The 20,141-nt window shown below is 64.7% G+C and carries 17 protein-coding genes; 11 read left to right on the top strand and 6 right to left on the bottom strand.

Going from position 1 to position 20,141, the window contains the following annotated elements; genetic code table 11:
* Positions 1 to 12: 12 nt before the first annotated feature.
* Complete coding sequence (locus tag PSO31014_RS01660; protein ID WP_150550011.1) at positions 13 to 795, top strand: TatD family hydrolase; 783 nt, start codon at positions 13 to 15, stop codon at positions 793 to 795.
* Between the two features lie 73 nt (positions 796 to 868).
* Positions 869 to 1,543, top strand: a complete 675-nt coding sequence (locus PSO31014_RS01655; protein ID WP_150550010.1) for an ankyrin repeat domain-containing protein — start codon at positions 869 to 871, stop codon at positions 1,541 to 1,543.
* A 117-nt stretch (positions 1,544 to 1,660) separates the two neighbouring features.
* Here PSO31014_RS01655 and otsA read toward each other — a convergent pair whose 3' ends face one another.
* Together otsA and otsB are read right to left on the bottom strand one after the other, a co-directional pair.
* Entirely contained in the window at positions 1,661 to 3,079 is a 1,419-nt protein-coding gene (otsA, locus tag PSO31014_RS01650) for an alpha,alpha-trehalose-phosphate synthase (UDP-forming) (protein WP_150550009.1), read from the bottom strand.
* Complete coding sequence (otsB, locus tag PSO31014_RS01645) at positions 3,076 to 3,897, bottom strand: trehalose-phosphatase (protein WP_150550008.1); 822 nt, start codon at positions 3,895 to 3,897, stop codon at positions 3,076 to 3,078. The genes otsA and otsB overlap by 4 nt, the downstream gene beginning before the upstream one ends.
* A 354-nt stretch (positions 3,898 to 4,251) precedes the next feature.
* Between otsB and PSO31014_RS01640 the strand changes: the two genes are divergently transcribed.
* Positions 4,252 to 6,837, top strand: coding sequence for a PepSY domain-containing protein (locus PSO31014_RS01640; protein ID WP_174976341.1), 2,586 nt, complete (start codon positions 4,252 to 4,254; stop codon positions 6,835 to 6,837).
* A gap of 131 nt (positions 6,838 to 6,968) precedes the next feature.
* On the top strand, positions 6,969 to 7,253 hold the full coding sequence (locus tag PSO31014_RS01635; protein ID WP_150550006.1) for an acylphosphatase: 285 nt from the start codon (positions 6,969 to 6,971) through the stop codon (positions 7,251 to 7,253).
* Between the two features lie 16 nt (positions 7,254 to 7,269).
* On the opposite strand, the gene PSO31014_RS22805 is transcribed toward PSO31014_RS01635, so the two are convergent.
* Positions 7,270 to 8,913: a methyl-accepting chemotaxis protein gene (locus tag PSO31014_RS22805; RefSeq protein ID WP_150550005.1), complete on the bottom strand. Its 1,644-nt coding sequence runs from the start codon at positions 8,911 to 8,913 to the stop codon at positions 7,270 to 7,272.
* Between the two features lie 415 nt (positions 8,914 to 9,328).
* Between PSO31014_RS22805 and PSO31014_RS01625 the strand changes: the two genes are divergently transcribed.
* Complete coding sequence (locus PSO31014_RS01625) at positions 9,329 to 10,864, top strand: ATP-binding protein (protein ID WP_246176213.1); 1,536 nt, start codon at positions 9,329 to 9,331, stop codon at positions 10,862 to 10,864.
* Here PSO31014_RS01625 and trhA read toward each other — a convergent pair.
* The 3 genes from trhA to PSO31014_RS01610 form a co-directional block, all read right to left on the bottom strand.
* Positions 10,855 to 11,499, bottom strand: coding sequence for a PAQR family membrane homeostasis protein TrhA (gene trhA, locus PSO31014_RS01620; protein WP_150550003.1), 645 nt, complete (start codon positions 11,497 to 11,499; stop codon positions 10,855 to 10,857). The genes PSO31014_RS01625 and trhA overlap by 10 nt on opposite strands.
* 28 nt (positions 11,500 to 11,527) lie before the next feature.
* Complete coding sequence (locus PSO31014_RS01615; RefSeq protein ID WP_150550002.1) at positions 11,528 to 12,085, bottom strand: peroxiredoxin; 558 nt, start codon at positions 12,083 to 12,085, stop codon at positions 11,528 to 11,530.
* Between the two features lie 253 nt (positions 12,086 to 12,338).
* Positions 12,339 to 12,815 (bottom strand): Lrp/AsnC family transcriptional regulator, encoded by a 477-nt coding sequence (locus tag PSO31014_RS01610; RefSeq protein WP_150550001.1) that lies wholly within the window; start codon positions 12,813 to 12,815, stop codon positions 12,339 to 12,341.
* Between the two features lie 172 nt (positions 12,816 to 12,987).
* Between PSO31014_RS01610 and ilvB the strand changes: the two genes are divergently transcribed.
* From ilvB to astA, 6 genes are all read left to right on the top strand, one after another.
* A complete protein-coding gene (gene ilvB / locus PSO31014_RS01605; RefSeq protein ID WP_150550000.1) occupies positions 12,988 to 14,841 on the top strand; it encodes a biosynthetic-type acetolactate synthase large subunit in 1,854 nt (617 codons plus the stop codon).
* A 202-nt stretch (positions 14,842 to 15,043) separates the two neighbouring features.
* Positions 15,044 to 15,823 carry a basic amino acid ABC transporter substrate-binding protein gene (locus PSO31014_RS01600; RefSeq protein ID WP_150549999.1) on the top strand — a complete coding sequence of 260 codons (780 nt, stop codon included), beginning with the start codon at positions 15,044 to 15,046 and terminating at the stop codon, positions 15,821 to 15,823.
* A 150-nt stretch (positions 15,824 to 15,973) separates the two neighbouring features.
* Positions 15,974 to 16,726, top strand: a complete 753-nt coding sequence (locus PSO31014_RS01595) for an amino acid ABC transporter permease (protein WP_017234559.1) — start codon at positions 15,974 to 15,976, stop codon at positions 16,724 to 16,726.
* Entirely contained in the window at positions 16,710 to 17,432 is a 723-nt protein-coding gene (locus PSO31014_RS01590) for an amino acid ABC transporter ATP-binding protein (RefSeq protein ID WP_150549998.1), read from the top strand. The genes PSO31014_RS01595 and PSO31014_RS01590 overlap by 17 nt, the downstream gene beginning before the upstream one ends.
* Before the next feature lie 208 nt (positions 17,433 to 17,640).
* Positions 17,641 to 18,882, top strand: coding sequence for an aspartate aminotransferase family protein (locus PSO31014_RS01585; RefSeq protein ID WP_150549997.1), 1,242 nt, complete (start codon positions 17,641 to 17,643; stop codon positions 18,880 to 18,882).
* Between the two features lie 179 nt (positions 18,883 to 19,061).
* Positions 19,062 to 20,126 (top strand): arginine N-succinyltransferase, encoded by a 1,065-nt coding sequence (gene astA / locus PSO31014_RS01580; RefSeq protein ID WP_174976365.1) that lies wholly within the window; start codon positions 19,062 to 19,064, stop codon positions 20,124 to 20,126.
* Positions 20,127 to 20,141: the final 15 nt, after the last annotated feature.

Raw genomic sequence — 20,141 nt, 5'->3', positions numbered from 1 at the left:
CGATCGCACATCATGTTCATCGATTCGCACTGTCATATCAATTTTCCGGAACTGGCCGAGCAGATGCCCGACTTGCTCGCCCGCATGCGTGAGAACAAGGTGAGCCACGCCTTGTGTGTCTCGGTCGACCTGCCGACGCTGCCGCAAGTGCTGGACATCGCCGCACAGCACGACAACGTGTACGCCTCGGTCGGTGTCCATCCCGATTACGAGGACACGCCCGAGCCGAGCGTCGACGACCTTGTGCGTCTGGCCGCCCACCCGAAAGTCGTGGCCATTGGCGAAACCGGGCTCGACTACTACCGGCTCGAAGGCCGCAGCATCGAGGACATGGCGTGGCAGCGCGAGCGCTTTCGCACGCATATTCGAGCCGCGCGCGTCACCGGCAAGCCGCTCATCATTCACACGCGCGCGGCCGCCGAGGATACGCTGCGCCTCATGCGCGAAGAGCAGGCGGGCGAGCCCGCCGGGGTGATGCACTGCTTCACCGAGAGCTGGGAGGTCGCACAAGGCGCGCTCGATCAGAACTTCTATATCTCGTTCTCCGGCATCGTCACGTTCAAGAGCGCCCGCGATTTGCAGGACGTGGCGCGGCGCGTGCCGCTCGAGCGCATGCTGATCGAGACCGATTCGCCGTACCTCGCGCCCGTGCCCTATCGCGGCAAGCTCAATCAGCCGGGCTACGTCCGGCATGTAGCCGAATTTATCGCCGATCTGCGCGGCGAGCCGCTGCAGAAGATCGCCGATGTCACGACGGAGAATTTCTTCCGTTTGTTCGCCACGGCGAAGCGCTGAACGCTGCGACCCGTACGCCCAATTGACCGAATTGCTTTTCCGTTACTCACCGGACTACCGACAGGAGCCCCCAATGCGCAAATTTTCGATGATCCGAGCCTGGATGTTGCTCAGTGTGTTTTGTCTGACAGCGTGCGCCACGGCGGCCACGTCCAATAGCGCCCTGGTCAAGGCGGTTGTCTTCAATGACACGAAATCCATCGCCCAAGCGCTCAAGGCGGGTGTCGACCCGAATTCGACAGACGAGAAGGGTAACCCGCTGCTGGTGATCGCGATGCGCGAAAAGTCGATGGACGTTGCGCGTCTGCTCATCGACGATAAGCGCACGGATCTCGATGCGACCAATGCAGCAGGCGAGAACGCGATGATGATCGCCTCGCTGCAAGGTCTCACGCCGATGGTCAAGCTGCTCATCGACAAGGATGCCGAAGTCAACAAGAAGGGCTGGGCGCCGCTGCATTACGCCGCGACCAACGGGCACGATGACATCGTGCAGATGCTGCTGGACGCGTCGGCTTACGTCGACGCCGAGTCGCCCAACGGGACCACGCCGCTCATGATGGCCGCGCGCGGGGGGCACATCACCACGTGCAAGGTGTTGCTCGATGGCGGTGCGGATGTCCGTCTGAAGAACCAGATCGGCATGACGGCCATCGACTTTGCCAATCAAACCCACCAGAAGGAAATCGCCGACGGCTTGCAAAAACGTCTGGCGCAGGTGCAGCAGTCGCGTCCGGCGGGTAAGTAAGACCATCAGGCCGTCGCGACCTTATCGGGGCAGATCATAGCGGCGCGTCGCACGGCGCGGCGCGCCTTCTGGTGACTTTTCCCCGTCGACTCAGGCCGCTAAGGCCGCTAAGGTCGCTCAGGCCGCGGCCGGTTGCGTACGCAGTAAGGCTGGTTTAGCGGCGTTCGTCGGGGGGCGCAGGTCGGCGATGAAGCGGTTGCGCCACGTCGACAGATTGTGCTCGCGCAGTGTCGCCATCATGCTGGCGTGGCGCGTCTGGCGCTCGGAAAGTGACATGTTCAGCGCCGTGCGCAACGCTTCGGCCATGCCGTCGATGTCGTAAGGATTCACGATCAGCGCGCCGTCCAGTTCCTGCGCGGCACCCGCGAAGCACGACAGCACCAGCACGCCGGGATCCGCCGGATCCTGCGACGCCACGTATTCCTTCGCCACGAGATTCATGCCGTCGCGCAGCGGCGTGACGTAACCTACCTGCGACGCCCGGAAGAACGACATCAGAACTTCATGAGCGTAGCGTTTGTTGATATAGCGAAGCGGCGTCCAGGCCAGATCCGAGAAGCGCCCGTTGATATGCCCCGCCTCGGTTTCCAACTGTTGGCGAATTTCCCCATAGCCCGCCACGTCCGAGCGGCTGGGCGGCGCGACCTGAACGAAACTCACGGTTCCTTGCTGGTTCGGCCACAGCTCGAGCAGGCGCTCGAACGCACGAAATCTTTCGACCATCCCCTTCGAATAGTCGAGGCGATCCACGCTCATGATGAGCTTGCGGTCCTGCAGTCCCTGCTTCAGATCGAGGATGTGCTTGACCGTCGCTCGCGCGGTCGCCTGCTGCGCAATCTCGTCCGGATAGACGCCGATCGGGTAGACGCCCGTGCGCAGCGTGCGACCGAAGGCCGTGACGGTGCCGTCGTCGTGCAGGGTGGCGCCGGCGTGGCGTACCAGATAGTCGGTAAATGCCGTGCGGTCGGTTTCGGTCTGGAAGCCGACGAGGTCGTACTCGCACATCGCGCGCACCAGCGCTTCGTGTGGGGGCACGGTCATGAGGACCTGCGGAGCGGGGAACGGAATGTGTAGAAAGAAGCCGAGTCGCTGCTGAACGCCGATCTGGCGACACGCCTGCGCGAACGGCAGCAGATGGTAGTCGTGCACCCAGATCAGGTCGTCGGGCTCAAGCAGCGGCGCGAGCAGCGCGGCAAAGCGCGCATTGACGTGGCGGTAGCCGTTGTAATCGTCGCGCTGGTAGCGCGTGAGGTCGTCGCGGTAGTGGAACGTCGGCCACAGGGTCGCGTTCGAGAAGCCACGATAGTACGTGTTGTAGTCGCGTCGCGTGAGCGGCACGGTCGCGAACGTGACGTTGTTGCGGTGGGCGATCTCGGGCGTCGTGGCCGGCGCGGCGTCGATTTCCCCATTCCAGCCGAACCACATGCCGCCGGTGTCCTTGAGGGCTTCGTACACGCCGATCGCCAGTCCGCCAGCGGTTGGTTTGCCTTCGGTGATGGGGGCTACCCGATTCGATACGATGACCAGGCGACTCATGTTCCGTTCTCCGTTGAGGGTTGGCGCTGGCCGGCGGGGTGCAATGTCAGCAGCCAGGCCGTGAGGGCCTCGGGCGACGGCAGACGGTGGCGGGCACACGTCTCGCCGTCGCCGATCTTGATCGTGATGCCGCCCAGCGCATTCACCTCGGCAAACCCGGCCTCGTCGGTCAGGTCGTCGCCCGCGAAGAGCGGCGTTCGACCGGCGAACGGCGCCTCTTGCAGCAAGGTGGTGATGGCGCGGCCTTTGCTGACGTGGCGCGGACGCAGCTCGAAGACCAGCTTGCCGGGTTGCAGCACGAAGCGCTCGGCATGCAGTTCGGTCAGGGCGCGCATGGTGTCGCGCGCCACGCTCGCCAGTTCAGGGGCCCCACGGTAGTGCAGGGCCAGCGCGCTGCCCTTGTTCTCCAATAATAGGCCGGGGTGCTGGGCGACAAGCGCCTGCAGCGGCGCGATCATCGACGCAATTCGCTCCGCGTCGACGGCATAGCCCTCGGCGCGAACGCGTTCGCCGTCGGCATGGCGGATTTCCGCGCCGTGCAGGCCGGCGGCGGGCACGCGTAACGGGGCGAGCAGGCCGTCGATATCGTCGATGGCGCGCCCCGAGACGACGGCGATGGCGCCGCACGCGCGGTGGAACAGACTGGCGAGCACATTGGCCGTGTCGAGCGGCAGTCTGACCGCGTCGGGACGCGGTGCGAGCGGGGCCAACGTGCCGTCGAGGTCGAAAAAGAAGGCGACCGTGGTGACATCGACGTGGCAAGTGTCGGCCGGTGTCGTGTGGCCTGTGGCGGGCGGGGAAAACGCTAGGGGTTGCATGGCACTCCGTCGCTATCGTGCCGCAGGTCGATAGGTCATCGCCGGGGCCGAGCGGCGGGCGCAGGGGAGGGCAGACGAGACGTGACGTGCGGCGGTTCGGTGGGCGGGAGCGCGGACATCCGCGCGGAAGACATCATCCTACCCCGTCAAAAACCGACAGGAAGTCGTCCATTCAATGAAACGCTTGTCGGATGAGGCCTACAAGGTTTGGAAAGTTAAATTGGTATTGAATATGAGAATCGTTTGCAATAACATTCCACAATTGCCGTAAAGTGGACCATCGGGGACGGCGGCACGGCACACCTGCCGCGCATGCGCCGATTCCGGCGCTCGAATGTGCGCCGGACGATAACGATGATGAAAAGACTCTGGTTTCAGTTGCATTGGGGCTTTGGCATTACCGCCGGGCTGGTGTTGGCCGTCGTTGGCCTGACCGGCACGCTGCTTTCTTATGACGACGCCCTGACTCGGGCCTTCAGTCCGGGCGTGATGACCGTCGCGGTGCGCGACACGGCGCCGCTGCCCATTCCCGAGCTGCTCGCGCGCGTGCATGAGGCGGCGCCCGACCGGCGCGTTCTGCTCATGACGATGACGCACGCGCCGCAAGACGCGGTCGGCGTGCGGCTGTCCGTGGGCGATGGGCCGCGCGGCGAGACCTATTTCGTCGACCCCTACACCGGGCAGATGCTTGGCCGGTCGCAGGCCGATGCCGTCTTCCGGTTCATCATGGATATTCATCGTTTCCTCACGGTGGACGGGATCGGCAAGCAGATTACGGCGGTGGCCACGTTGCTGCTGTTCGTGCTCGCGCTGAGTGGCCTGTATCTGCGTTGGCCGCGACGGATTGGTCACTGGCGAGCCTGGTTTCATATCGATCTCAAGAAGCGCGGTCGTCCGTTCCTCTGGAACCTGCATGCGGTGATCGGCACGGTGGTGCTGGTGCCGTATCTGCTCTCCGCCACGACCGGCCTGTATTGGTCATACGATTGGTGGCGCGGCATGCTGTTCTCAATCGCGGGCGTGTCGCAACCGGTGCGCAATAAGCCGGCTACCTCGCCGAAGCGGGCCGCGCACGGTGCTGGCAAGCCGGCGGCGCTGCCGGATCTGGCCGCGACGACAAACGAAATGAGCACGGCGTGGCGCAGCTTCACCGGGCATGTGCCGGACTACACCAAGGTGTACCTGCGCCCGGCGCAGAAATCCGGTGGTCCGCTGCAGGTGACGTGGCTCGACACGTCGGCGCCGCACGAGCGGGCGTTCAACCGTCTGGAGATCGATGCGCGGTCCGGCGCGATTCGCAACGAAGACCGGTACGCCCAGAGGACGACGGGCGGCCAATGGATGACGAGCATCTACGCGTTGCATCGCGGCAGCTTTTTCGGACCGGCGGGCGTCGTTGTCATGATGCTCTCGAGCCTGATGATGCCGGTGTTTTTCGTCACCGGCTGGATGCTGTATCTCGACCGTCGCAAGAAAAAGCGTGCGCTGGCGGCATTGCGCCCGGGCGTGGCGGGGTCTGGCTCGCCGATCGCCGCGGGGGGCACGTTCGCGGACGATAGGGTGCTGATCGGCTATGCAAGTCAGAGTGGCGTGGCGGAAGATCTTGCGTGGCAGACGGCCGGCATGCTCGAAGGCGCGGGCGTCCGGGCCCAGATCCAGCCGCTGGCGCGCATCGGTCAGGCGCAACTCGGTTCGGCCCGGCGGGCGCTGTTCATCGTCAGCACGTTCGGCGATGGCGAGCCGCCCGACAGCGCGCGCCGCTTTGCGCAGCAATGGATGAATCGGGCGATGGCCCTGCCGACGTTGCGCTTCGCGATGCTCTCGTTGGGGGACAGCCATTACGACCGATTCTGCGGATTTGGCCGCAAACTCGATCGTTGGCTGCGTGCACAGGGCGGCGTGGCGGCGTTCGAGCCCATCGAAGTCGACCGCGGCGATCCGGGCGCGTGGGCGCGCTGGCAGGAACGGCTTGGCGAATGGCTCGGCCATCCTCTGGCGGCGGCGACGCCACACGGCGGCGCCCGCTTTCAGCCTTGGACGTTGGACGAGCGCGACCTGCTCAATCCCGGCAGCGCCGGTTTGCCGGCCTATCACCTGGCGTTCACCCCGCCAGCGGGCGTGCAATGGATGGCGGGCGATTGGGTCGAGGTGCAGCCGCGCCATTCGGTTGCGCGCGTGGACACCTTCCTCACGAGGAGTGTCTGGGCACGCGATGTGCGGGTGAGTGTCGCTGGACGCGAGACGACGCTGGGCGACGCGTTGCGCGAACGCCTGTTGCCCGACGCCGCGCCGCCCGCTGGCATCGATCTGCAGGATTGGCTGGCGCGTCTGGCGCCGTTGCCCGTGCGGGAGTATTCGATTGCGTCGACCTGCGACGAGGGGCGACTGTTGTTGCTCGTGCGCCAGGTTCGCCATCCCGATGGCTCGCTGGGACTGGGGTCCGGTTGGCTCACCGAGGGCGTGGCGTTGGGCGAGTCTGTTTGGATGCGCGTGCGCCCGAATCCCGGCTTTCACGGCCCGGCGGCGGGGCACGGCATGATCCTGATCGGTAACGGCACGGGATTGGCCGGACTGCGCGCGCACCTTGCCGAACGTATCGCTAACGGACAGCGGCGCAACTGGCTGATTTTCGGTGAGCGTCACGCGGCGCACGATGATTTCCACGACGCGACGTTGTGTGCGTGGCAGGCGCAGGGCGGCATTGCGCGCCTCGACCGCGTGTATTCGCGCGATCAGGCGCAACGCCGCTACGTCCAGGATCGGGTGCGCGAAGCCGCGCAGGACATCGCGGCCTGGGTGGCGCGCGGGGCGTCGATTTATGTGTGCGGCAGCCTCTCCGGCATGGCGCCCGCGGTGGATGCCGCGCTGGCCGACGCCATCGGAACGGACGTGCTGCTCGACCTGTCGGCGCAGGGGCGCTATCGCCGCGACGTCTATTAGATGTGCCGCATTTGATGTGCCCCGGCGGTGTGCTAACGTAGTGACAGGGCTCGATCTCGATCGGGCCCTTCGTCCGTTTTTTCGTTGGTTTCGCGTTGGCTTGCCCATCGTCCATCACCGTAGGAGGGGCCATGACGGCAACGTGGCAGATCGTAGTGCATGGGCTGGTGCAGGGCGTCGGCTATCGCGCCGCGTGCGTGGACGAGGCGCGCCGGATCGGACTCAACGGTTGGGTGCGCAACCGGCGCGACGGCACGGTCGAGGCCATCGCGCAGGGGGAGGCCGATCAGCTACTCGCGTTGTGCGAATGGATGCGCGAGGGGCCGCAGCACGCGCAGGTCTCGTCGTGCGACGTCGACAAGGCCTGGGTCGCGGACTCACCGATCAAAGGCTTCGAGCAGCGCGCGAGCATTTGATCGACCCGCGCGAGCCTCAGGCCGCGAGCGCCAGTCTGCCCGGGGGCGTGTCGAGCGGCGCGTCGCCCTCGCTGAGCGAGGGGGGGCGCGCGGCTTCGTGAGCCGACAGTCGGAACAGTGCGACCGACTCGCTCAGGCGCATGGCCTGCGTTTCCAGCGCCGAAGCCGCGGCGGAGGCCTCTTCCACGAGCGCAGCGTTCTGCTGCGTCATCTCGTCCATTTGCGTCACGGCCCGGTTGACCTGCTCGATGCCGCTCGACTGCTCCACACTGGCCGCCGAGATCTCGCCCATGATGTCGGTCACGCGTTTGACCGACTGAACGACGTCCACCATCGTCTCGCCCGCGCGCTCGACGAGGCGGGTGCCTGTCTCGACCCGGTTGCCCGAAGCCTCGATCAATCCCTTGATTTCCTTTGCCGCCGACGCGCTGCGTTGCGCGAGCGTGCGGACCTCGCCTGCCACCACGGCAAAGCCGCGGCCCTGCTCGCCAGCGCGGGCGGCTTCGACCGCCGCGTTGAGCGCCAGGATGTTCGTCTGAAAGGCGATGCCGTCGATGACCGTCAGGATGTCGCTGACCTTTTGCGACGCCGCGGCGATGTCGCGCATCGTCGTCACGACCTCCTGCACCACGTCGCCACCGCGCGATGCGGTCTCCGAAGCAGTGACAGCGAGTTGGCTGGCGGCTCGGGCGTTTTCGGCATTTTGTTTGACCACGGCGGTCAGCTCTTCCATGCTCGCCGCCGTTTGCTCCAGCGACGACGCTTGCGCTTCCGTACGCTGCGAGAGGTTGGCGTTGCCTTCAGCAATCTCGTGGGCGTTCGCGTATATCGCTTCCGTACTCTCTCGCACCGTGCCGACCGTGCCCGCGAGACCGTCGCGCATCCGGCCGAGGGCCCCGAACAGTTGGCCCATCTCGTTACGCGTGTGTTGCTCGACGCGCTGGCTCAGATCGCCGGCGGCCATCCGCTCGAAATGCGAGATGGCGTCGCGGATCGGACGCAGCACGGCGCGCGCGAGCATGGCGCGGCCCCACAGCGCAAGGAGCAATGCGATAGCCAGGGTTGCCCCCAAGGCGATGCGCATGACGTTGTAGCGGTGCTGCGCTGCGTCGAAGCGAGCCTGTTGCCGCGCGATCTGAATCTCCTGCAACTCGCGCATGGCCGCATCGAGCGCGGCATACGCCGGCGGGGCGACGCGCGCTTGAATCTGGTGGAATCCGGCCACATCGCCTTGTTTCAGGGCGTTGAGCGCAGGCGTGACGACCTGATCGAAAAAAGCGCGGCGCTTGGCGTCGGTTGACTTGGCCAACTCCGCTTCGTGCGCATCTTCTTTGGGACGTTTCAGATAATCGCTCCACAGAGCGTCCGACGCGGCGATGTATTGGGTGCCTCGCTTGAGGACTTTTTCCGACTCGTCCGGGTTGGCGCCCAGGCTGACGTATGACGCATAGGTGGCCATTGAGAGGCGAGTCCGCAGAATCTGTTCCCCGGTGCCCTTGAGTTCGGCCAGCGCGGGCGTGTCTTGCGTTGCCATCCTGCTTAGGGAGTCATTGCTGGATCCGAGCGCCTGAAGGCCCAGACCGCTGACGAGGACAAGTAGTGCGCCAAGCAAACCAAGGACCAGCGTCAGACTGGTCCGAATCGTAGCGTTCTTATACATAGGGATCGATAGTTTGAATGCCTGGGCCGCAGAGCGCGCGCGGCCTCCCCGCCCGTCGGCGTCTTCAGAACGGGTCATAGGGATTATCGGCAGATGAGAGGCAGAACTTGAACCGTACGGCCCGGGCGATTCCGAAAGTGCGGCGTCCGCAAGAGAAGATCGGAATTTGCGCAGTCGCAAACGCCTTGCAAAAGGCCAGACTTGAAGACTCTTACGGTTTCTTCAGTACGCCAAAACGCGCGAATCGTGATGCGGCGTCAACGACGCGATGAATCTCGACAAATTCAATTTCCCGCGCGGCGGCCGCGATGTCGGCGGGTACGCCTCTGACGAGTCAAACGCGGCAACCCCAAGCGGGCCAGAGGGATGGGGCAGGGACGGCCCATGGGCCGGCAGTACCTTTCGATTGGCACTGGTGCATGAGTTGCGCGCCCCGTTGCAGGTACTGCAAGGGCATCTGGATGCGCTTTGGGGCGAGGGCGGCAGCCTGGAGGACAGGCGCGACCTCGGTGACCCGCCCGTCGAAGCGGGCGGAATGGCGCCCAGGGAACGACTTGGCGCCATGCGCAATATGCTCGATGTCGTTGCGAGCGCGGTGGACGACGTGCTGCAACTGGGGCAGGACGCCTTCACGGAACTCCCGCTTCGCGAGGCCGCTTTCGAGGTGCGCGCGTGCCTCGACGCGGAGGTCGACGGGTTTGCTGGGGCGGCGCACACCAAAGGGCTCATGCTCGAGTGCCATATTCCCACCGAGGTGCCCGTCATGATTCAGGGGGACGCCGCCCGCTTGCGCCAGGTCCTGCGAACGCTGCTCGACAATGCGCTGAAATACACCGTCTGTGGCGGTGTGGCGGTCAAGGCGTCGTGGCGCGCCGCTGCTGCGCACGACGCTGCGTTGCCCGGGAAGCGGCGCGACGCCGGTACGGGACAACTGACGATTCACGTCAGCGACACCGGGCCGGGTATTCCGGCGGGCATGGAAAACGCCGTGTTCGCGGCATTTGCCCGTGCCGACCGCTCGGTGCCCGGCTCCGGGCTGGGATTGTGGATCGCCCAGCAATGGGCGCGGCGCATGGGGGGCGCACTCAGCGTTGAGCCGTCGACGACCGGCGCCCGCTTTCGGTTATCGGTACCCTTCGCTACACCCGATGCCGCGCCTTCCTCCGGCGTAGCTCGCGCTGACGCGTGCGAGTCGCCCGCGTCGCCCGCGCCGCCAATGGCTTCGCCGCCCGCATCGACGCCGGCGGTGCCTGTCGCGCAAGTTGACGTGCGTCCCGGGTTGCGTGCGCTGGTGGTAGACGACCACGTCATGAATCGCAAGATCCTCGGCGATCAGTTGTCCTCGCTCGGCTGCGCTGTCGCGCGTGCGGGCGATCTGAGCGAGGCGTTGCTCCAATGGGCATCGCAAGAGGTCGATGTCGTGCTCACCGATGTGCAACTCGGCGGCGCATGCGGCCTGACGCTGGCGAAGACGCTTCGCGCGCTGGCCCCGGTGCTCGGTCGCTCATCGCCCGTGGTGTTCGCGGTGACGGGGTCGGTCGTCGGCGCGCGGGCCGCACGAGACGCCGGTATCGACGGTGTGTTGACGAAGCCGGTATCGCGCCAACGGCTGGCACAGACGCTGGCGGTGCGGTGGCCTTGCGAGGCGAGCGGGGTGAGCGAATGCGTTGCGCCGTCCGGTGCGGGCGCGCGCCCTAAGACATCACGGCCGCCGCTGCATGACGATCCTTACGCACGCCGCTTGATGCGCGAGGAAATGGCGAAGGATCTTGCGCGCTTTCGCCGCTTGATCGCCTCGCGTCGCGCCGAGGACATCGACGCGGCTCAGGCGCTGCTGCATCGCATGCGCGGGGCGTGCCGGATGTTCGGCGATCCGGCGTTGACGGCGCGATGCGACCGGCTATCCGAGAAGCTCACGGACTGCCGGATCGCGCCGGACGATCAGACGTAGCGGTAGACGGCGAGAAAGTGACAGGCCGTGCCGCCGATGGCAAATAAATGCCAAACCAGATGGCCGAATTTGATATGGCCGTCGAGCGAGTAGAAAAGGGCGCCGATGGTGTAGGCAACGCCGCCGGCGTACAGCCAGTCGGCGCCAGCGCCGGGGATGGCGGCAAGCACCGGGCCGGCGACCAGTACGGCGATCCAGCCTAGGCCAACGTAGAGCAGGGTGGAAACGAGCGGCCGGTCGAGCAGGCCGAGTCCCTTCGCGACCAGCCCGGCAATGGCCATCGCCCACACGCCGGTCAGCAGCGGCCAGCCCCACGGGTCGTGAAGGATCTTGACGGTAAAGGGGGTGTACGTCCCGGCAATGAAGAGAAAGATCGCGCAATGGTCGACGCGCATGAACAGCTGTTTCGCACGGCCATCGGGCAAGCCGTGATACAGCGCGGACGCCAGATAAACGACCACCATCGTGATGGCGAACACGCCAATGCCGATCTGCTGTCCTGTACTTGGCAACGGCGGGCGAACCGCAGTGAACAGGGCGGGCGTGGCGGCAAGGGCTGCCATGCAGGCAATGCCGTGGCTCGCGCTATTGGCGAGTTCTTCGCCGCGTGTCTGTGCGCGTCCGGTCGCTTTCATGCCGCCTCCTCCTGTGTGGATGTCGCGATCACGACGGATGCGCGTCACGCCACTTGCGAACGGCTTCCATCGTATTGGTGACGTGTTTGTCCGGATCGAGGCTCACATAGCTGTAGATCACCTTGCCGTCGGGGGCAATGACATACGAGACGCGATTGGCGTAGTCGGGTTTGAGCGAAAGCACGGCGTCGTAGGCGCGCATGATGCGCTGGTCGGTGTCGGCCGCCACGGCAAATTTGCTGCGGCACTCGGACACGGAGAACTTGTTGAGTGTTGCGATGTTGTCGTGCGAAACGCCGATGACCGTCGCGCCCATCGCCTTGAACTTGTCAGTGGCTTCTGCGAAGTCGTGCGCTTCGATCGTGCATCCTTCGGTGAACGCGGCCGGGTAGAAGTACAAGACGACGGGGCCCTTCTTCAGGGCGTCGGCCAGCGAGAACGTGAAGACCTTGCCGCCGAGCGACGCTTGGGCCGAGAAATTGGGGGCGGGCGTGCCGTTCTTCAGCGCGGCGTGAGCCGGGATGAAGCACCAGGCCGTCACGCCGACAATGGCGGCTGCGGCAACGATTCCGAACCAACGTTTCATGCAGGACTCCTGGAGTGAATGCTTAAGCATAAAGGCTCGTGACGGCGGTGTCCAACGGGGCGATGTCCTTCGCGGATGGCGCTATGCCGCAGCCATCGGGGCAGGTCAGCCCGCAGTCTACTGCGGAATTCGTGACAGGATTCGGTCACCGTAGTGTCATGAAGCGCGCGAGGCCGGGCCGGAATGCTCGCCGAGATGCCGGCCGCACTGCCTTACGGTTCTCTACGGGTTCTCCACGGCGCATTAACGATCCTCACCGCTCCTTACCCTTGCCGATCGGCAGAACTGTCGTCGACTTGATCTGCGAGAGCGCGATCATCGAGTTGACCTCCTGCACCATCGGCAATTGCGAAAGGCGTTCGAAGAAGAATCGCTCATAAGCCTCGACATCGCGTGTGACGATGCGCAGCAAAAAGTCGACATTGCCCATGAGCACGTGGCATTCGAGCACTTCCGGAAAATCCTGGATGGCCTTCGAGAACTCGGGCAGCGCGTTGCGATTGTGGCCGGCCAGTTTTACGTGAGCGAACAGCATCACGTTCAATCCGACCTTCTTGCGGTCGATGAGGGCAACGCGTCGCTCGATGATGCCTTCGGCATCGAGCCGGTCGATGCGACGCCAGCACTGCGATTGCGACAAACCGATGCGCTCGCCGATTTGTGCGGCCGAGAGCGAAGCGTCTTCCTGAAGCAGTGCGAGAATTTTCTCGTCGAATTCGTCAATTTGCATGATTAATTCTTATTGGCATTGATATTTGAATGAATCATGTGAAATCAATGGCGTTTTGTCAACGATACGCGAAGCATTTGCTGGCCGATCCCGGTAAGCTGGGTTCTCATTGGGCCTAATGGCCGCCACAATGCCTCCCGATTCGATGGATCCCGCAGGAATACACGTACCCATGAAACTTGATCTGACGCTCCCCGCTGCCGAAACCGCGACCGGCGCCGTCGCCCAGCCTGTCGCCCCGTTGTCTGCGAAGGGGGCAGAGCTGATTGCGCGGACCTTGGTCGAGATCGGCGTGGATACCGTGTTCTGCTACCCCGGTGGCGCCAACCTCGAAATGCTCGACGCACTCTCGCGCGTGGCCATCACGCTGGTACGAACCGAGCACGAACAAGGTTCGGTCTTCGGTGCGCAAGGCTATGCGCGTGCCACGGGTAAGCTCGGCGTGTGTCTGGCGACGTCCGGCCCCGGCGCGACGAATCTCGTCACGGGCATTGCAGACGCCGCAAGCGATTCCGTGCCGATTCTCGCTATCACAGGCAATGTCGCCACGCATTGGCTCGGCAAGAACGCGTTCCAGGAAGTCGACATCGTCGCTATCACCAAGCCGGTGACAAAGCTCGCCCGGCAGGTCCGAGAGGCGCGGGACATTCCTGCCGCGTTGCGCGAAGCGGCCGCCTGCGCCATGGCGGGGCGCCCGGGTCCCGTCTTGCTCGATTTTCCGAAGGATATTCAGCAGGCGCGTCCCGATCAGCCGACCGACAAGCGTTTCACGGCGCCGGTGCCGGCGGGCATGAGCGACGAGACCGCCCAACGGATCGCCGCCTTGCTTGCCCGAAGCGAACGCCCGGTGATCTACGCCGGGGGCGGCGTCATCGCCTCGGGGACCGGGGCGCAGCTCGTGGCACTGGCCGAAGCGCTCCACTGCCCGGTGGCGCTCACGATGATGGGTCTGGGTGCGATGCCCGACGACCATCCGTTGTTGCTCGGCCCCCTCGGCATGCATGGCGCCTACGTGGCCAACGTCGCGGTCAATGAAGCCGACCTCGTGCTGGCGCTCGGCGTGCGTTTCGACGACCGGGTGATCGGTGATCCGGCCTCGTTCGCACGGCATGCCACGATCATCCATATCGATGTCGACGCCGCCGAAATCGGTAAGAACAAGCCCGTCGCGCTCGGCGTGCACGCGGATCTGCGCGACGCCTTCGCCGGTCTGCTGGCGCACGCGTCGCGCCGCAACGTGCCGGACTGGCACGCCTACCTGCGCGATCGGTGCGAGGCGCATCCGCTGCGGGCGCCGCGCCAGGCGGCTGTTGTCGCGGACGCGGCGGATGCGGCGGATGTGCCCGACCGTGCGGGGACGCTGACGGGCATCGATGTCATCGCGGCGCTCGCGGCGCTTCTGCCGCCGCAAGCGGTCGTGACCACGGGCGTTGGACAGCATCAGATGTGGGCGATGCAGCACCTGCGACTTCGCCAGCCGCGCACGTTCCTGTCGAGCGCGGGGTTCGGCACGATGGGTTTCGGCTTGCCGGCAGCGATCGGTGCCAAAGTGGCGTTGCCGGACGTCCCGGTCATCGACATCGACGGCGACGGCAGTCTGAACATGTCTGTCAATGAACTGTCGACCTGCCGCCGCTATGGGCTGGGGGTCAAGGTGCTGGTCATCAACAACCAGTGGCTGGGCATGGTCCGCCAATGGCAGGACATGATCTACGCACGCAATCGCGTCGCGTCATCGCTTATCGACCCGAACGCGCCGGACGGCGCCAGCGACGGGCGCCCGTATCCGGACTTCGTCACGATAGCGGCGGGATATGGGGTGGCCGGCGCTCGTGTGACCCGGGCCGGCGACTTGCCCGCCGCGCTCGCCCGCATGCTCGAAGACGCGAGCGAGCCGTATCTACTGGACGTCCTCGTTGCCCGAGAGGACGACGTGTATCCGATGATCCCCGCGGGCAAGTCGTATCGCGATATGGTCTTCGGTCCCGGCCAGACGGCAGGCCCCATCGCGGCGGGGGCGTTCTGACGCATGGGCCCGGCGCGAGAGGCGCGACAGTGCGGGCGGGGACGGACGCGTCCTGACGCTACAATTCATTCTCATGCGGTGGGAATAATGTCGTGCGTCGCGAGATCGCAACGACCTAAACCGAGGCGGCGGATTTTTTCATTTCGGTGACGACGCGGAGTATCATTGCGCTCTTTCAAGAATTCTCGCCAAGGAAATCAACATGTTGACGAAGCGCCTCGTGCTGGCCGCCGCCTGTTTTCTGACGACCTTCGCCGCATTGCCGGCAGCGCAGGCCGCCGATCCCACGTACACGGTGGGCGCAGGCGGTACGTATCGCCCGTTCGAGTTCGAAACGCCGCAGAAGGAACTGGCCGGGTTCGACGTCGACATCATCAAGGCGATCGGCAAGGCCGGCGGGTTCAACGTGAAGCTGGTCAGCACGCCGTGGGAAGGCATCTTCGCCACGCTCGACCAGGGCGATCGCGACATCATCATTTCGGGCATCACCATTACCGACAAGCGTCGTGAAATGGTGGACTTCTCGGCCCCGTACTTCCCGGCCGATCAGGTCATCATCACCGCGCCGGGCGCCAAGGTCGCGGGTCTGGCCGATCTGAAGAAGCTTCAGGTGGGGGTGGTCAACTCGAGCACCGGCGACATTTCCGTGTCGGAAGAACTGGGCCGCACGAGCACCGCGATCCGCCGCTTCGACAATACGCCGCTGATGCTCGAAGAGTTGTATCGCGGGGGCGTTGACGCCGCCGTGGGCGACGTGGGCGTCATCAAGTTCTACATCAAGAGCCATCCGGAAAAGCCGTTCAAGCTGGTCTACGACAGCAAGTTCAAGCGCCAGTACTTCGGCATTGCCGTGAAGAAGGGCAATAAGGTCGCGCTCGACAAGATCAACACCGGCCTGAAGAAGATCGTGGCCGACGGCACCTACGCCAAGATCTACAAGCAGTGGTTCGATGCCGACGTGCCGTCGCTGCCGCAACAGTAAGCAACGCGTGTAAGATTCGCGCCACGCTCGCCAGAGACCTGGCCACTCGCGGCCCGTGAGCTGATCGTCGACTTCCGACGTCAACCCCCGGGCCGCGAGCGTTTTTCTGCCGGCCCGCCGGTTCGTTTCATTTTGTGAGAAAGGTGCTTCATGGGTGGGTTCCAGTGGAACATCATCAGCGAATACATGCCCCTGTTCGTCGAGGGCACGCTGATGACGCTCAAGTGCACGGTGATCTGCGTGATCGCCGGCACGTTACTTGGGCTCGTGCTGGGCGTCGGCCGACTGGCCGAAGCGCGTCACGGCTTCTATAAGTATTTTCTGCGCTACGCGGTGCAATACCCGGTGCGCTTCTACGTCAGTTTTTTCCGCGGCACGCCGCTGTTCGTGCAGATTCTGCTGATTCACTTCGCGCTGATGCCGGTGCTGATCAACCCCTCGGAAGGGTTGCTCGTGAGTGGCGACCTCGCGCGGGAAATCCGCTCGCAATACGGCGCCTTCATGTCGGCGGTGCTGGCCATCTCGCTGAACGCGGGGGCCTACGTGTCCGAAATCTTCCGCGCCGGGATTCAGTCGATCGATCGCGGTCAAGCGGAAGCGGCGCGCTCGCTGGGCATGACCTATATGCAGACGCTGCGCAAGGTCGTGCTGCCGCAGGCCTTTCGCCGCATGCTGCCGCCGCTGGGCAACAACGCCATTGCGATCGTGAAGGATTCGTCGCTGGCGTCGGCCATCGGTCTGGCGGAACTGGCGTATGCCGCGCGCACGGTGTCGGGGGCATACGCTCGCTACTGGGAGCCGTATCTGACGATTTCGCTCATCTACTGGGTGATCACGCTGGTGCTGTCGGCATTTGTTCAACATCTGGAATCGAGGTACGGCAAAGGTGATCGTCGTCAATAACCTGCAGAAGCAGTACGGCGAGGCGCACGTACTGCGCGGCATGTCGTGCCGCATCGAAGAGAGCGAAGTCGTGTGTGTGATCGGGCCGTCGGGCTCGGGCAAGAGCACGTTTCTGCGCTGCCTGAATGGCCTGGAAGACGTGAGCGGCGGTGAAGTGCTCGTCAACGGTTTTCACGTGGAAGACCCGAAGACCGACATGAACGCCATGCGCGCGAGCGTGGGCATGGTGTTTCAGCGCTTCAACCTGTTCCCCCACATGACGGTGCTCGAGAACCTGATTCTCGCGCCGATGCAGGTCAACGGCATCAAGCGTGGCGAGGCCGTGACCATTGCCGAGCAACTGCTGCGCAAGGTCGGCCTGATCGACAAGATCGATGCCTTCCCAAACCAGCTCTCCGGCGGTCAGCAGCAGCGCGTGGCGATTGCCCGCGCGCTCGCGATGCAGCCCAAGGTCATGCTCTTCGACGAGCCGACCTCGGCGCTCGATCCGGAGCTGGTGGGCGAAGTGCTCGAAGTCATGAAGTCGCTGGCCGACGAAGGCATGACGATGGTCGTTGTGACCCACGAGATGGGGTTTGCCCGTGAAGTCTCCGACCGCGTTCTGTTCATCGATCAGGGCGTGATCATGGAAGAAGGCAAGCCGGAGCAGATTTTCTCGGCCCCGAAGCACGAGCGCACCCGCGAATTCTTGCGCAAAGTCCTGTAATTCTCACGATGGCGAGGCCCGCGGAGGTATATCCGAGGGCCGCATCTGATTACAATGCGAAGGTACGCGCGCCAAGTACCATTGTCGTCCGGCTTCGGCGCGCCGCCGGCCCCCCTGAGCCCCCAGCCAGGTTCTTTTCACAGGGCAGTGACCTTTGTCCAGGCCTGCCCCGCAATCGACGATTGCACTCCGATTTCACGAGGTAGTCATGAGCCAGCCAATCGCTGTGACCCGCCAGACGTTCGACGACGTGATGGTGCCCAATTACGCTCCTGCCCAGATGGTGCCCGTGCGCGGCGAAGGCTCGCGCATGTGGGACCAGCAGGGTCGCGAGTATGTCGATTTCACCGGCGGCATCGCGGTCAATGCGCTTGGCCACGCCAACCCCGAACTGGTGAAGGTCATCGAAGCGCAGGCGCGCAAGGTCTGGCACATCGGCAACGGCTACACCAACGAGCCGGTGCTGCGTCTGGCCACGGCCCTGACCGATGCCACGTTCGCCGACAAGGCGTTCTTCTGCAATTCGGGCCTCGAAGCCAACGAAGCGGCACTCAAGCTCGCGCGCCGCTACGCTTACGACCATGCGGCCGAGCGCGGCGGCAAGGAAAAGAGCGAGATCATTTCGTTCTACAACTCGTTCCACGGCCGCTCGCTCTTTACCGTGAGCGTTGGCGGTCAGGCGAAATACACGGAAGGGTTCGGCCCGATCCCGGCCGGCATCATGCACTTGCCGTACAACGACCTGGCGACCGTCGAGGCGACCATTTCGGACGCCACGGCGGCGGTCATCGTCGAGCCGGTGCAAGGCGAGGGCGGCGTGCTGCCCGCCGATCCGGAATTCCTGCAGGGCCTGCGCGCCCTGTGCGACAAGCACAACGCCTTGCTGATTTTCGACGAAGTGCAGACGGGCGTCGGCCGCACCGGCACGCTGTACGCGTATGAGCAATACGGCGTGACGCCGGACATTCTGACCACCGCCAAGGCACTGGGCAATGGGTATCCGATTGGCGGCATGCTCACCACGAACAAGATCGCCGCGAGCTTCTCACCGGGCACGCACGGTTGCACTTACGGCGGTAATCCGCTTGCCACGGCCATTGCCGGGCGTGTGCTGGAACTGATCAACACGGCGGAGACGCTCAACGGCGTGAAGGCCCGTCACGATCATTTCATCAAAGGCATCGAGGCGATCAACGCGCGTCATGGCGTGTTCGACCACGTGCGCGGCATGGGGCTGTTGATCGGTGCGGTTCTCAAGCCGGCATTCGCTGGCCGCGCGAAGGACATCGTGGCGGAATCCGAAAAGCACGGGCTGATGGTGCTCGTGGCCGGGGGCGACGTGGTGCGCTTTGCGCCGTCGCTGAACATTCCGTTTGCCGATATCGACGCCGGTCTCGCGTCGCTGGAGAAGGCGGTCGCGGTCGTGGCCGCGACGGTGAAGGCGATCTGATCGCGCCGGCCGACGTCACGACCTGACGGTATGCAGGACTTCGGGCCGGACCGACGGATGACGTCGCTCCGGCCCTTGTTTTACTCAATTCGCCGAAGGTGCCCATGACCCGTCAATCGAAAATGGCGACGCCCCCGGCCGCCGACCCGGACTCGCCCGACGCGGCAGCGACGACCTCGCTGCGCGTCGTGCGCCTGGCGCGTCGCGGCGATCTTCCCGCGCTGTTGAAGCTGGCGGCGCAGGCCGGCCCCGGCATGACGTCGTTCAAGCCCGATGAGGCGGCGCTCGAGGCGCGTTTGGCCCGAGTTGCCGCCACGTTGGCGGGGCAAGCCCCCACGGCGGAGCAAGGGTATCTGTTCGTGATGGAAGACGTCACCACCGGCGAGATCGCCGGCGTGTGCGGCCTGGAAGCCGCAGTCGGGCTGGAGCAGCCGTTCTATACGTATCGCAAGGATACGATCGTGCATGCGAGTCGCGAGCTGAACGTCTGGTCGCGGATGCTCACGCTCTCGCTCTCGAACGACCTCACCGGTTATAGCGAACTGTGCTCGCTGCTGCTCGATCCTTCGTGGCGCGGACATGGCAATGGCGCACTGCTCTCGAAGGCGCGTTTTCTGTTCATGGCGCAGTTCCCCGAGCGTTTCGGTCCGCATGTGTGTGCCGAGCTGCGCGGTTTTTTCGACGACAACGGGCAGAGTCCGTTCTGGCAGTCGCTCGGGCAGCATTTCTTCAAGATCGATTTCGATCAGGCGGATTACCTCACCTCGATCGGCAAGAAGTCGTTTGTGGCCGAACTGATGCCGAAGTACCCCATCTACGTCGACTTTCTCTCCCCGCAGGCGCAGGCCGCCATCGGGGTCACGCATCGCGATACGCTTCCGGCGCGCCGGTTGCTGGAGCAGGAGGGCATGCGCTCCGGGGCACACGTCGACATCTTCGACAGCGGCCCGGTACTCGAAGCGCGCGTGGCCGACTTGCGTGCCGCACGCGACAGCCGTTATCTCAGCGTGACCCTCGCGGCCACGGCCGGCCAGGATGAGGGGGCGGCGCCGGCCGTCGCTAACGCGGAGCCCTACCTCGTGGCGTGCCTCGGGCTGGACGGCTTTCGCGCCACGCTCGTTACAGGGCGTCCCGAGCGACGCGCGTTCGCGCTCAGCCCGCTCGCGGCGCAGGCGCTTGGCGTGAAGCAGGGCGACCGCATTCAGGTGCTGCCGCTCAAGCCGCCACGCGCCGACGCGATCTGACCGTGCGCCGACGGC

This window comes from Pandoraea soli, from assembly GCF_902459595.1.
GTDB classification, from domain to species: domain Bacteria; phylum Pseudomonadota; class Gammaproteobacteria; order Burkholderiales; family Burkholderiaceae; genus Pandoraea; species Pandoraea cepalis.
The sequence above is the reverse complement of the archived record's forward strand: the minus strand, read 5'-3'. Positions and strand labels throughout refer to the sequence as shown.